Source organism: Aromatoleum toluolicum, assembly GCF_012911005.2.
Classification (GTDB): domain Bacteria; phylum Pseudomonadota; class Gammaproteobacteria; order Burkholderiales; family Rhodocyclaceae; genus Aromatoleum; species Aromatoleum toluolicum.
Map to the genome: position 1 here is coordinate 92,172 of NZ_WTVS01000004.1, position 12,823 is coordinate 104,994.

Sequence of the window (12,823 nt, forward strand, 5' to 3'; positions counted from 1 at the left end):
GATCAGATCACCTTCGCTTCGTTCTTGAGCTTGTCGACGAGTTGCGCGACATCTGCCACGCGCACGCCGGCACTGCGCTTCGGGGGCTCGGCGACTTTCAGCGTCGCCAGACGCGGAGCGATGTCGACGCCCAGATCCGCGGGCTTCACGGTGTCGAGCGGCTTCTTCTTCGCCTTCATGATGTTCGGCAGCGTCGCGTAGCGCGGCTCGTTCAGACGCAGGTCGGTGGTAACGACCGCCGGCAGCTTGATCTCGAGGGTTTCGAGACCGCCGTCGATCTCGCGCATCACCGTCGCCACACCGTCACCGAGGGTGACCTTCGAGGCGAAGGTGGCCTGCGGCCAGCCCATCAGCGCGGCCAGCATCTGGCCGGTCTGGTTCGAGTCGTCGTCGATCGCCTGCTTGCCGCCGATCACGACCGTCGGCTGCTCCTTGTCGCACAGCGCCTTAAGCAGCTTCGCCACCGCCAACGGCTGCAGCTCGACATCCGTCTCGACCAGGATGCCGCGGTCGGCACCGATCGCCATCGCCGCGCGCAGCGTCTCCTGGCAGGCCGTGACGCCGCAGGAAACCGCCACCACCTCGGTGGCGATGCCGGCTTCCCTCAGCCGCACCGCCTCTTCCACTGCAATCTCGTCGAAGGGGTTCATCGACATCTTCACGTTCGCGATATCAACACCCGTGCCGTCCGCTTTGACTCGCACCTTGACGTTGTAATCGACTACGCGTTTGACGGGTACCAGGATCTTCATTGCTTCACTCCACGATTTCGACCGGCCGGGTTCATCCATGCGATTGCCTGGTTCCCCTAGGAATCCACGACATCACCTATCGTCACAACCAACCGGTCTGAAGACGCAAGGTTCAGAGAAGCGGTTGTTGGTATGCATCCATACGATACCCTACACAACTGTTTGCACGCAAGAGGGAAGTCGCAGAATGGGCGCACATGGAATTGCAGAGCGGAATCCACACATTCGCGTCGGAGTCCGCCTGAGCACTACTGTGGAACTGACGTCAGTGTCAGCGCGCTGCAGCCTGGGTTGCCCGCGTCGTGTCAAGCCGGCTCGGCCGCATCCTGATTCTCGCCGTCCGACGCATCGAGGTACTGCATCAGGTTGTGCTTCATCGCGCCGAGGGTCGCCGCCGTGATGGTCAGACTCTCTTCGCTCAGCCCGGAAAGGATCTGCGCATTGAGTTCGTGGCTCACGGCACGCATGGTCTCGATCAGCTCATTGCTTTTCGGGCTCAGGAAGATTCGCTTGATACGACGGTCACTCGGATCCGATTCGCGCCTTACCAGCCCGCTCTTTTCGAGTCGGTCGATCAGTCCACCAATCGCGACCTTGCCGAGATCGAGTTCCTCGGCAAGTTGTGATTGCGCCATGCCCTCCCCGCGCGACAGGTAGGCGAGCACCCACCACTGAGAGCGGGTGACATTGAGCGGCTTGAGGCAGCGGTCGAAAGCACTGCGCCGCAGCCGCGAAACGTCATGAATCAGGAATCCTAGGCGCAGTTCCCAGTCGGTGTCGGCAGGTGGCATCGTCGTCGGGCTCGCCACTTTCGTGGCGAGCATCCTTACAGTAAGCATGCGAACAGTTTACTCCCGATCTACACCGGCTCCCACGTGAATACGTCCGCGGAACGGTCGAGGGGATAAAAGTCGGCCTTGAACATCGGCAGCGCCGTTTCGAGGACGGCTTCCGGTGTCCATCCTTCGCCGCAATGCGCAGTGCGAATTGGGCGAGGTTGACTGAAAAGATAGATTTCGTTGTTGCGAACGCCGAACACCTGGCCGGTCACCTCATGCGCCGCATCGGCGCACAACGCGACGACGAAGGGTGCAACCTTTTCCGGCACCAGCTTCTTGAGTCCTTCGACACGCTTCTGCTGCTCGGGCGTTTCGCTCGGAATCGAATCAATCATGCGCGTCCAGGCGAAGGGTGCGATCGCGTTCGAGCGCACGCCGAATTTCTGCATGTCGAGCGCGATCGACTTCGACAGACCGACGACGCCAAGCTTTGCCGCGCTGTAGTTCGCTTGGCCGAAGTTGCCGACCAGCCCCGAGGTCGATGTCATGTGCACGTAGACACCGCCGTTCTGCTCCTTGAAGACTGGCGCCGCAGCCCGGCTGACGTTGAAGCTGCCCTTGAGGTGTACGGCGACGACGTCGTCGAACTCCTGCTCGGTCATGCGATGGAAGATCGTGTCGCGCAGGATGCCTGCATTGTTGACGACAATGTCCAGCCGCCCGAACGCGCCGACCGCCTCTGCAACCATTGCCTGCGCCGCGTCCCAGTCGGCGACCGATCCGCCATTGACGATCGCTCGTCCGCCGAGTGCTTCGATCTCCGCCACGACTTCCTGTGCCGGCTGCCCGCCGTCGCTTTTCCCGTCGAGGGTCGCGCCGAGGTCGTTGACGACGACGCACGCACCTGCGCGTGCGAGTTCCAGCGCGATGCCGCGACCGACCCCACGACCGGCACCAGTTACCAGTGCCACTTTGCCTTCCAATAGTTTGCTCATGAATTTGCTCCTTGGGGTTTGTCACGCATGAATGTTCGATGGCCCGCAGCCGCTTCGCGGCGTCGCGCAAAATCGACGAACCAGTCCAGTGCATCGGGATTGGCGCAGGCATCCTTGTTCACCACTTCGGCGAGCGGCTTGCCGAGCAGCAGTTTCTTCACCGGTAGCTCCTGCTTTTTGCCAGTCAGGGTGCGGGGAATCTCGGCGACCTGGACGATCTCGTCGGGCAGGAAGCGCGGCGAGACGCCGTCGCGGATGCGTCGGCGCAGCTCTGCGACCAAAGCATCGTCTAGCTCGAGCCCGGGCTGCAGGACGACGAACAGCGACATGAAGCTGGCGCGCCCGAGGTACTCGATGTCGACGACGAGGCTGTCGAACACTTCGGGTGCGGCCTCGACAGCGCTGTACAGCTCGCTGGTACCCATCCGGTGACCGTGACGGTTCAGCGTTGCATCGCTGCGCCCGTAGATCACCGCACCGCCGTCGGGCGTGATGCGCAGCCAGTCGCCATGCCGCCAGACACCCGGGAACATGTCGAAATAACTGTCGAGATAGCGCCGATTGCCATCGTCGTTCCAGAACATCAGCGGCATCGACGGCATCGGCTGGACAACAACGAGTTCGCCGACCTCGTCAATCACCGGTTGTCCGGCCTCGTTCCACGCCTGCACGTCAACGCCGAGGCACACGCCCTGCATTTCGCCCGGCACCGTCGGCAACTCCGGTGTCCCCCCAAGGAAGGCGCTCGCGATATCGGTACCGCCGGAAATGACCCCCCACCAGAGGTCCTCGCACACCTGCTCGTAGCTCCATCGATACGCCTCGGGTGGAAGTGGCGATCCGGTCGAGCCCAGCCCCTTCAGCCTCGACGTATCGATCACCTTGCGTGGCTCGACCCCCACCTTCATACAGCCGGTGTAATAGGCCGCGCCTGCACCGAGGAAGGTCGCGCCGACGTCTTCGACGAAGTGCCACAAGGTGTCCGCGGCAGGAAAAGACGGATGGCCGTCGTAGAGGCAGATCGTCGTGCCAAGCAGCAGCGCCGAGATCTGCAAGTTCCACATGACCCAGCCCGAACTGCTGTACCAATGAAAACGGTCGCCGGTCTCGGCACTCGGGCCGAGGTCCAGATGGAAAGCGTGCAGCTTGAGCATCTCGAGCATCACGCCGCCGTGCCCATGAACAATCGGTTTCGGCAGCCCCGTCGTGCCGCTGCTATAGACGATCCACAGTGGGTGGTCGAAACGCACCCATTCAGGTGACCGCGCGCCGGCAAAACCCACGCAGTCCTGCCACAGCGAGATCTGTCCACGCCACTCGCCGAGATCAGGCAGTTCAGCCGGCATGCCGCTCGCCTCCTCCAGATACGGCACAAGGACCAGCGTCTCGACGCTCGGCAGCGTCGGTAACAGCGATGCGATCAGCTCGCGACGATCGGCGAGCTTGCCGCCATAGACCGTACCGTCGCATGCGATCAGCACCTTCGGTTCGATCTGCTTGAAACGGTCGCGCACGGTCGCGATACCCATGTCCGGCGCGCACTGGCTCCAAATTGCACCGAGTGAAGCGCAACCGAGGAATGCGATCACCGCTTCGGGAATGTTCGGCAGATAGGCCGCAACCCGGTCGCCACGTCGCACTCCCATTCCGTGCAATGCCGCAGCAACCGCGGCGACGCGCCGCGCAAGCTCCACCCAACCGATCTCGCGGCTGCGATCTTCGCCCTGCAAGCGCTCATTGCGGAAGACGATCGCCGGGACTTTGGCACGGTCGCCCGCCTCCACATGGCGTAACAAGTGCTGCACGTAATTGACCTGCGCACCTGTAAACCACTGGGCGCCGGGCATCTTCCGGTCCTGAAGCGCCACCGTATACGGGGTCGGCGATTCGACTTCAAAGTATTCCCACATACCACTCCAGAACGCCGGCAAATCCCGAACCGACCATGCGCGCAATGCGTTGTAATCGGGAAGGCTCACCGCGTATCGCGCTCCCACCCATTCACGCAGCTTTACTGTATTTGCCACCGCAGTCTCCTCTCGTTCAAGGTCCGTGCCGCCTGTGCTCCCCACCACCAGGTCGACGTTCTGAAACGTCGAAAGAGGGGCTTGCCTCCAGTTATTGCACTAGTGTATTGTGTGCTACATGACGGTAAGACGCAATACTTCTTACCTGTACCGTTCGGGCACGAGAGTCGAAAGCGATCTCCCCTGATCGCGCTCGTTTTTTCAGGGAAACAACCAACACCGGTCTCCATATGAACAACTCTCAAGACATTCATGGCGTGCTGTCCACGAGCCGCTACCTGCCACGCCTGAGACTCGAACGCAGCGCCATCTTTGCCGAGCACCGGTGGATGGCTCAGGGATTGAAGTCCGTCGCAAAGGGCCGCCGCACGATTGCGAACTGGGACGAAGACAGCGTGACGATGGCCGTCGAGGCCGCTCGCGCATTGCTCGCCGACTTACCCGACATCAAGCCGGTCGAATTGACGCTCGCCTCGACAACGCTGCCGTTCGTCGAACGCATCAATGCCGGGATCGTCGCCTCGGCACTCGGCCTCGGGAACGAACTGGCGGTCCGTGACGTGGCATCGAGCGCGCGCGCCGCCTTCACCGAGTTCGTCAGCGCGCTGCGTCACGCAGTGCCCGGGCACCGCGTCGTACTTGCCGCAGAGCGCCGCGTCGCCCGCCCGGCGAGCACGCAGGAAATGATCTTCGGCGACGGCGCCGCGGGTGTGCTGATCGGTTCCGGTCCGGCGATCGCGACCTTCGTCGCAAGCCATAGTGTGCAGGCGGACTTCGTCGATCACTTTCGCGAGAGCGGCTCGAACTACGACTATGGTTGGGAAGAACGCTGGGTGCGCGACGAGGGCTACATGAAGATCGCCACCGGGGCGATCGCAAGCTGCCTCGCGGCGGCCGGCATCGCCGCGAGCGACATCGCCCATTTCGCCATGCCGGCACCGCTATCCCGCGTCAATGACGCGGTCGCGAAACGCGCAGGCATCCGTCCCGAGACCGTCGTCCCAACTGATTTCGAGTCAATTGGCGATCTCGGCGGCGCGCAGCCGCTCGCGATGCTGGATTCGGCCTTGCGCGCCGCGGCGCCGGGCGCACTGATCCTGGTCGTCGCGTTCGGCAGCGGCTGCGACGCGTTGCTGCTTCGGCGCACCGAACAGCCAATCGCCAAACGGGTAACCGACGATGGCAAGTCCGAAGCAAGCTATATGAAGTACTTGTCCTTCACTGGCCAAGTCACGCTCGAATGGGGCATGCGCTCGGAGATCGACAACAAGACCGCACTCACCGCCGCGTGGCGCGAGTGCACGAAGATCAGTCATTTCGAGGGCGGATGCTGCTCGAGTTGCGGAACGGTCCAGTTCCCGCGCTCGCGCTTGTGCGTAAACCCGGAATGTCGTGCACAGGACACGCAGGAGGCTAAGAGTCTGGCCAACCTGCCGGCGCGAGTGCTGTCGCATACGAGTGACTGGCTCGCCTATTCCCCCTGCCCGCCTTTCCAGTTCGGTCACATCGATTTCGAAGGCGGCGGCAGAGTGTTGATGGAATTCGCAGACACCGACCCGGATGAGCTGCAGGTGGGCCTGCCGCTGCGAATGGTGTTCCGCATCAAGGATTTCGATTCGAAACGAGGCTTCCGGCGCTATTTCTGGAAAGCCACGCCGGCTCGCGGACAGTAAGGAGACAGCCAGATGGCTAGAGGTATTCGCGACAAGGTCGCAATTCTCGGAATGGGTTGCTCGCGCTTTGGCGAGCGCTGGGACTGCGGTCCGGAAGACTTGATGATCGAAGCGTTCAATGAGGCGATCGCCGACGCAGGCATCGCCGCGTCGCAGATCGAAGCCGCGTGGTTCGGCGTGTGCCTCGAGGAAAACAACGTCGGCAAGACGGCGGTACCGCTGGCGCAAGCGCTACGCCTGCCGCGCATTGCCGCGACGCGCGTCGAGAACGCCTGTGCGACCGGCACCGAGGCACTGCGGGGCGCCGCGTACGCGGTCGCCTCTGGCGCCTACGACATCGTGCTCGCGCTCGGGGTCGAGAAGCTCAAGGATACCGGCTACGGCGGGCTGCCGGTGCGCACCCGCGGGGTCAATAACGACCTGTGGTTGCCGAATGCCACCGCTCCGGGCGCATTCGCGCAGCTCGCATCAGCCTATGCAGCGAAACACCACGTCGACATGGCCGACCTCAAACGCGCGATGGCGCACGTCTCGGTCAAGAGTCACGCCAATGGGGCGCTTAATCCGAAAGCGCACCTGCGCAACCGCATCACCGAGGAGGATGTGCTGAAGGCGATGATGATTGCCGAGCCGCTGGGGCTGTACGACTGCTGCGGCGTCAGCGACGGCGCGGCGTGCGCGATCGTCACCACGCCGGAGATCGCGCGGCGGCTGCGCCCGGACATCGAAACCGTGACCATCAAGGCACTCGAAGTATCTGTCAGCAATGGCGAGGAAGCCGGCTTCAGCAATTGGGACGGCGCACATATCGCGACGGCGCGCACCGCCGCCGCACGCGCTTATGCGAGTGCGCGCGTCGATAATCCTCGTACGCAGATCCAGATGGCGGAAGTGCATGACTGTTTTTCGATCACCGAAGCCGTGCTGATGGAGGACCTCGGCTTCAGCGAGAGCGGGCGAGTGATCTACGACGTGCTCGACGGCGTGTTCGACCGCGACGGCGCACTACCGGTGCAACCCGACGGCGGCCTGAAGTGCTTTGGGCACCCGATCGGCGCTTCCGGACTCCGCATGATTTACGAGATCTACCAGCAGATCCACGGTCGCGCCGGCGAACGGCAACTGCCGCGCGTCGATCTCGGCCTGACGCAGAATCTCGGTGGTCACCCCCACCAGAACGTCTGCGCGATTTCCATCGTCGGGCGACTCGGCGCCTGACAGCACTTATGCAGCACCATCAACAACCATAGCGACTCAAGGAGACATCGAATGCGAGGACTCAAGGGCAAGACCGCCATCGTCACCGGGGCGGGCAGCGGGATCGGACGCGCGATCGCGCTTCGGCTCGCCGAAGAAGGCGTGACAGTCGGCGTGTTCGACATCCGCGCCGAAGGCGCAGCGGAAACCGTCGCCGCGATTGAGAGCGCCGGTGGCAAGGGCCGCGCCGTCACCTGCGACATCACCGATTACGCGGGTGTCGTCGCGGCAGTGCAGTCCTTCGAGGCTGCGACCGGCACCGGCACCGACATCCTGGTGAACAACGCCGGCTGGGATACGCCCATGCCTTTCCTGAAGACCGACGAGGCATTCTGGAAGAAGGTCGTCGGCATCAACTGGTTCGGTCCCCTGCACATGACACACGCCGTCGCCCAAGGCATGGCAAACCGCAAGTGCGGCCGCATCATCAACATCGCGTCCGATGCGGGCCGTGTCGGATCGACCGGCGAGGTTGTCTACTCCGGCTGCAAGGGTGCCACGATCGCATTCAGCAAGGCCTTGGCACGTGAACTCGCGCGCAGCAATGTGCTGATCAACAACGTCTGTCCCGGCCCGACCGATACGCCCGCGATGGACGCCTTCGTCGGCACCGGCGAGCAGGGCCAGAAGATCCGCGACGGGATGGTCCGCAGCGTTCCGGTCGGCCGCATCGGCGTGCCGGACGACTACCCCGGGATGGTGGCCTTCCTCGCAAGCGATGACGCCTCATTCATCACCGGACAGACCATCAGTATCTCTGGCGGCCTGACGATGCATGGCTGAGCGCCCGACACCGAAATCCTTTCAGCACACCACTCCACACAGGACTACCGACATGAGCAACGAGTACAAGGACATTCTCTACGAAGTGGGCGAGAACGCCGTCCGCATCACCATCAACCGTCCGGAAGTCTTCAATGCCTTCCGCACGCAGACCGTCGAAGAACTGATCCACGCCTTCCGCCGCGCGGACGAGGAAAAGTCGGTCAATACGGTTATCTTCGGTGGCGCCGGCGACAAGGCCTTCTGCACCGGCGGCGACCAGAAGGTACATCTGTCCGAAGACGGCCTGTATGGCCCGCGCGGCATGGTCGGCCTGCCGATCGAGGAACTGCAGTCGGCCATTCGCGACTGCCGCAAGGTCGTGATTGCCCGCGTGCAGGGCTTTGCCATCGGTGGCGGCAACGTGTTCGCAACGATCTGCGATCTGACCATCGCGTCGGAAAAGGCGCAGTTCGGCCAAGTCGGGCCGAAGGTCGGCTCGGTGGACCCCGGCTTCGGTACCGCCTACCTCTCGCGCATGGTCGGCGAAAAGAAGGCCCGCGAGATCTGGTTCCGCTGCCAGCGTTACAAGGCCCAAGAGGCGCTGGAAATGGGGCTGGTCAACAAGGTCGTGCCGCACGAAGAACTGGACGCGGAATGCGAAGCCTGGGCGGCCGACATCAACCAGATGAGCCCGACTGCGATCGCGATCGCCAAACGCTCGTTCAACGCCGACAGCGAGAACATCCGCGGCATCAGCTTCATGGGCGTAGCCGCCGTCAAAGGCTATTACCAGAGCGAGGAGTCGAAGGAAGGGGTGCGTGCGTTCAACGAGAAGCGCAAGCCGGACTTCAAGAAATTCGCCGGCTGATACCGCCCACCAACCCCACCCGACGGAGCAGGATGTGAGCGAATTGATCCGCACTGAACTGGCGAGCGACGGCGTGCTGACCGCCTTCATCGACATGCCGGACCGCAGCATGAACGTGTTCTCGGCCGACTTGATGGATGCGCTCGAGGCGCTGATCGACCGCGTCGAGGATACGCCCGCGATCGGCAGCGTCGTCGTTACCTCCGGCAAGCCGGCGTTTCTTGCCGGCGCCGATCTGGACATGATCCGCGGCTTCACGGATCGCGCCCGGACCGACACGGAAGAGCAGATGTTCACGCTGTGCGGCCGCCTCGGTCGCCTGTTCGTGCGGATTGAAGCTTCGCCCAAACCGTGGGTGGCAGCGGTCAACGGGACGGCGCTCGGCGGCGGACTGGAACTCGCCCTCGCCTGCCGCGCACGCCTCGTCAGCGACGATCCGCGCAGCCTGATCGGGCTGCCGGAGGTGCGCTGGGGTCTGCTGCCCGGCGCGGGCGGCACGCAGCGCCTGCCCCGGACCGTCGGTTTCAAGGCCGGCATGTCGTTGCTGCTGAGCGGCCGTCCGCTGAGTCCGGCCGATGCGACCACCGCAGGCATTTTCGCCCGCGCCGTGCCGGCAGCCGACCTGATCGCGGAAGCCTCGGCGCTGGCACGCGGTCTGCAAGGCCAGCCCTACGACGTGCTCACGAAATTTCCGTATCACAACCAAGCCGGCATCCCGGAACACACTCCAGATGCGGTCCGCGCAGTCGGGCGGGAGCATGGCGTCACCGATGCCGACTTCGAGAACTACCCTGCCTACGGCGCGATCATCAACAGCGTGCTGCTCGGCGCCGGCAAGCCGCTTGCCGAAGCCAGCGCGATCGAGATGCGCCAGTTCCTGCGCCTGATGTTCGACCCAGTGGCCGGCAACATGGTGCGGACGCTGTTTCTCAGCCGCCAGCGGGCCGACCGCGATCTTGCCCCCCCGAAGGATCTGCGCATCGAAGGCATCAACTTCGGTGAATTGACCGACTCCCTCTGGCGTGACGCGCTGGCGAAATCGCGCCTCCTACTGACACCCGACGTTGCATTGCCCACGAACACGATCGAGCTCCTCGATACGCGTGGCCGCCGGCGGCAAATCGCGGTCCGCAGCCTCGCCGACACTGCAATGACCGAAACTTTCACGACACCGACCGCGGTGCTGTCTCCGCTTGGCCCCTACGGTCGGGTACTCGAACTGATCAGGGCCGATGAAGAGGCCGCCGAGATGCTTGCCTGCCTCGCAGTTCACCTCGGCGCCCTGCCCTATCGCACGAATGGAGCAGGCAGCATACTCGCGCGGCTGGCCTATGCCGCCCCCCAGGCCCCGGCACTGCTCGACGCGCAGGCGCTCGCAGCCCTGCAACTCGCGGCAGAGGGTCTCGTCCCCGACGTCGAGGTGCTGGACGTCGCAGCCTGCGCCGCAGGGGTAACGCCCGCATACAGCGGCGGACCGCTCACGCACCTGTGGCAGCACCGCGAGCGGCTCGAAACAACGGTTCCGCCGGCACTCGCGCGCGCATGGGTCGAACTCGAAGATCGACTGAGGAGTATCAACGCATGATCGACTCCCGGCACATCGGGTTCGCGACGCAGCCGTCGACGGTCGCCGTCGATCCTTGGCGCGTCCAACTATTCTGCCAGGCGATCGGCGAGCCCGATCCGATCTACCGCGACGAAAGTGCGGCCCGCGACGCCGGCCATCCAGCCTGCTTGGTACCACCCACCTTCCTGCGCGCGATCGAGGCCGATCACTGCAGCGCCGCGGAAATCCTCAAGATCCTCGGTATTCCGGTCGCCTCCGTGCTGCATGCCGAGCAGAGCTTCGAGTATCACGCGCCGGTGCATGTCGGCGACCGGATCGAGGTCACGCGAACGCTAATCGACAGCTATGACAAGCGCGACGGCGCGCTCACCTTCATCGTTCTGGATTCGCACTTCCGACGCGAAGGCGACACCGTGTGCGAGAGCCGCCAGATCATCGTGGTCCGCAACCCGAAGGAATGACCAGCATGAACACCCCCCGCCCCCAGCGCATCGAACTCGAATGCGGACCGGTGAGCGCGCTGGACTTGGCGCTATACGCCGCAGCGTCCGGCGACCACAACCCGCTGCACCTTGATGCCGACGTCGCAAAAGCCGCCGGCTTCGAGCGGCCAGTGGTTCACGGCATGCTGACGATGGCCTTCTGCGGGCGCCTGCTGACAAGCCACTTCGGTGTCGCGGCCCTGCGCTCGCTGTCGGTCCGTTTCCTCGGCGCCGCGACCCGCGGAGATCGCGTCGTGCTGAGAGGAACCTTAACCAGCGTCGACAAGGAAGGAGTGGCTATCTACGAACTGGCGGGCCACAACGACGCCGGCCAAGAACTCGTCGCCGGCTCGGCGCGAGTCTCCGCCCCTGCGCACAAGACCGCACCATGAAACGCCTGTCGGATGCGCTGCGCCCGGGTGCCCGGGTTTTCGTCCCCGCGTTGACCGGGGAGTCGCCGCTGCTGCTCGCCGAACTTGCCGACGACCCGGAGCGCGCACGCGATGTGCACTTCATCGGCGTGCAGTTTCCGGGGATCGGCAAGGCCGACTACCTTACCCTTCACCCGACCGTGCGGCAGACCGCGTTCTTCATGTCGCCATCCATACGACGCGGAATGAGCGAGCGGCGTGCCGATCTGCTCGGCCTCGACTATCCGGGTATCGTCCGTTACCTCGACGGAATGGAGCCGGTCGACCTTGCATACGTGCAGCTAAGCCCGCCCGACGCGCAGGGCTTTTGCACTCCTGGTCTGTGCAGCGACTTTGTGCCCATTGTGTGGAAAAGGGCAAAGCGCCGCGTTGCGCACATCAATCCTGCGCTACCACGCACCCGCGGCACCTTCACAGTGCACGTTTCCGAATTGCATGACACGATCGAAGCCGAAAGTGCTCTACTTGCTTTCGCAGAAGCTACGGCCTCCGATATCGAGGACCGCATCGGTCGGCATGTCGCGTCGCTGATCCAGGACCATGACACGCTGCAATTCGGCATCGGTTCGGTGCCGACCGCGCTCGCATCCGCACTGACGGGTCATCGGCGGCTCAAGCTTCACACCGGCATGGTTTCGGAGGCCGTCCGCCGGCTCTGGGAGGCCGGCGCACTCGACCGCGACTCGCGGATCACAACCGGCGTCGCGCTCGGCTCCCCGGACTTCTATCGATTCGTCGCCGAGAACCAGCGGATCTGGTTCACCGACGCCGGCCGTACTCACGATGTCGGTGCAATCGGCGCAATCCCCCGCTTCGTCGCCATTAACTCGGCAATCGAAGTGGACCTCTTCGGCCAAGTCAATTCCGAACGTGCGACGGGCAGCATCCAGGCCGGTGCCGGCGGCCTGCCCGCTTTCGCACAGGGCGCGCTGCGCTCTCGCGGCGGACGATCGCTAATCTGCATGGCGGCAACAGCGAAACGCGGTACGGTGTCGCGTATCGTGCCCGCACTCAACGATCAGGGGCTATGCACCCTGCCCCGTCACCTCGCCGACGTCGTCGTCACCGAGCACGGCATCGCTGAACTGCGCGGGCTGTCGCTTGACGCGCGCGCCCAGGCGCTGATCGCGATCGCGGCGCCCGAGCACCGCGATGCGCTGGCGAGCGCGTGGAACGGCATGCTGCGCGCATTCTGAGTCGTAGCCCCGTCAATCGGCGTCGCTGAGC

12 protein-coding genes are annotated in these 12,823 nt (G+C 64.0%); 8 read left to right on the forward strand and 4 right to left on the reverse strand.

Translation table 11 applies throughout. The features are described 5' to 3' along the window. Window positions 1–2: 2 nt before the first annotated feature. The 4 genes from GPA27_RS03235 to GPA27_RS03250 all read right to left on the reverse strand — a co-directional run bounded on the left by GPA27_RS03235 (window position 3) and on the right by GPA27_RS03250 (window position 4,601). The gene (locus GPA27_RS03235; protein ID WP_169137781.1) at window positions 3–752 is read right to left on the reverse strand and encodes an electron transfer flavoprotein subunit beta/FixA family protein; all 750 of its coding nucleotides are present in this window, start codon (window positions 750–752) and stop codon (window positions 3–5) included. 305 nt (window positions 753–1,057) lie between these two features. Then, window positions 1,058–1,543 carry a MarR family winged helix-turn-helix transcriptional regulator gene (locus GPA27_RS03240; protein WP_256222757.1) on the reverse strand — a complete coding sequence of 162 codons (486 nt, stop codon included), beginning with the start codon at window positions 1,541–1,543 and terminating at the stop codon, window positions 1,058–1,060. A gap of 68 nt (window positions 1,544–1,611) precedes the next feature. Continuing rightward, window positions 1,612–2,526 carry an SDR family NAD(P)-dependent oxidoreductase gene (locus GPA27_RS03245; protein WP_169137785.1) on the reverse strand — a complete coding sequence of 305 codons (915 nt, stop codon included), beginning with the start codon at window positions 2,524–2,526 and terminating at the stop codon, window positions 1,612–1,614. Next, a complete protein-coding gene (locus tag GPA27_RS03250) occupies window positions 2,523–4,601 on the reverse strand; it encodes an acetoacetate--CoA ligase (RefSeq protein WP_308446316.1) in 2,079 nt (692 codons plus the stop codon). Before GPA27_RS03250 ends, GPA27_RS03245 begins: the two co-directional genes overlap by 4 nt. 182 nt (window positions 4,602–4,783) lie before the next feature. Between GPA27_RS03250 and GPA27_RS03255 the strand changes: the two genes are divergently transcribed. The 8 genes from GPA27_RS03255 to GPA27_RS03290 are packed head-to-tail and all read left to right on the forward strand — an operon-like array spanning window position 4,784 to window position 12,792. Then, window positions 4,784–6,226, forward strand: coding sequence for a 3-oxoacyl-[acyl-carrier-protein] synthase III C-terminal domain-containing protein (locus GPA27_RS03255; RefSeq protein ID WP_246260921.1), 1,443 nt, complete (start codon window positions 4,784–4,786; stop codon window positions 6,224–6,226). 12 nt (window positions 6,227–6,238) lie between these two features. After that, a complete protein-coding gene (locus tag GPA27_RS03260) occupies window positions 6,239–7,444 on the forward strand; it encodes an acetyl-CoA acetyltransferase (protein WP_169137789.1) in 1,206 nt (401 codons plus the stop codon). A 51-nt stretch (window positions 7,445–7,495) separates the two neighbouring features. Next, entirely contained in the window at window positions 7,496–8,266 is a 771-nt protein-coding gene (locus tag GPA27_RS03265) for a glucose 1-dehydrogenase (protein WP_169137791.1), read from the forward strand. A gap of 52 nt (window positions 8,267–8,318) precedes the next feature. Next, window positions 8,319–9,116 carry an enoyl-CoA hydratase-related protein gene (locus GPA27_RS03270; protein WP_169137793.1) on the forward strand — a complete coding sequence of 266 codons (798 nt, stop codon included), beginning with the start codon at window positions 8,319–8,321 and terminating at the stop codon, window positions 9,114–9,116. A 34-nt stretch (window positions 9,117–9,150) separates the two neighbouring features. After that, complete coding sequence (locus GPA27_RS03275) at window positions 9,151–10,701, forward strand: enoyl-CoA hydratase-related protein (RefSeq protein ID WP_169137795.1); 1,551 nt, start codon at window positions 9,151–9,153, stop codon at window positions 10,699–10,701. Then, window positions 10,698–11,144: an FAS1-like dehydratase domain-containing protein gene (locus tag GPA27_RS03280; protein WP_169137797.1), complete on the forward strand. Its 447-nt coding sequence runs from the start codon at window positions 10,698–10,700 to the stop codon at window positions 11,142–11,144. Before GPA27_RS03275 ends, GPA27_RS03280 begins: the two co-directional genes overlap by 4 nt. 5 nt (window positions 11,145–11,149) lie before the next feature. Continuing rightward, window positions 11,150–11,557 carry a MaoC family dehydratase gene (locus tag GPA27_RS03285; protein WP_246260922.1) on the forward strand — a complete coding sequence of 136 codons (408 nt, stop codon included), beginning with the start codon at window positions 11,150–11,152 and terminating at the stop codon, window positions 11,555–11,557. Then, window positions 11,554–12,792, forward strand: coding sequence for an acetyl-CoA hydrolase/transferase family protein (locus tag GPA27_RS03290; protein ID WP_169137801.1), 1,239 nt, complete (start codon window positions 11,554–11,556; stop codon window positions 12,790–12,792). The genes GPA27_RS03285 and GPA27_RS03290 overlap by 4 nt, the downstream gene beginning before the upstream one ends. Window positions 12,793–12,823: the final 31 nt, after the last annotated feature.

Coding starts and splice junctions, on each gene's coding strand:
- GPA27_RS03280 (WP_169137797.1), top strand. CDS start 10,698: ATGATCGACTCCCGGCACATCGGGTTCGCGACGCAGCCGTCGACGGTC.
- GPA27_RS03260 (WP_169137789.1), top strand. CDS start 6,239: ATGGCTAGAGGTATTCGCGACAAGGTCGCAATTCTCGGAATGGGTTGC.
- GPA27_RS03245 (WP_169137785.1), bottom strand. CDS start 2,526: ATGAGCAAACTATTGGAAGGCAAAGTGGCACTGGTAACTGGTGCCGGT.
- GPA27_RS03240 (WP_256222757.1), bottom strand. CDS start 1,543: ATGCCACCTGCCGACACCGACTGGGAACTGCGCCTAGGATTCCTGATT.
- GPA27_RS03285 (WP_246260922.1), top strand. CDS start 11,150: ATGAACACCCCCCGCCCCCAGCGCATCGAACTCGAATGCGGACCGGTG.
- GPA27_RS03290 (WP_169137801.1), top strand. CDS start 11,554: ATGAAACGCCTGTCGGATGCGCTGCGCCCGGGTGCCCGGGTTTTCGTC.
- GPA27_RS03270 (WP_169137793.1), top strand. CDS start 8,319: ATGAGCAACGAGTACAAGGACATTCTCTACGAAGTGGGCGAGAACGCC.
- GPA27_RS03235 (WP_169137781.1), bottom strand. CDS start 752: ATGAAGATCCTGGTACCCGTCAAACGCGTAGTCGATTACAACGTCAAG.
- GPA27_RS03265 (WP_169137791.1), top strand. CDS start 7,496: ATGCGAGGACTCAAGGGCAAGACCGCCATCGTCACCGGGGCGGGCAGC.
- GPA27_RS03255 (WP_246260921.1), top strand. CDS start 4,784: ATGAACAACTCTCAAGACATTCATGGCGTGCTGTCCACGAGCCGCTAC.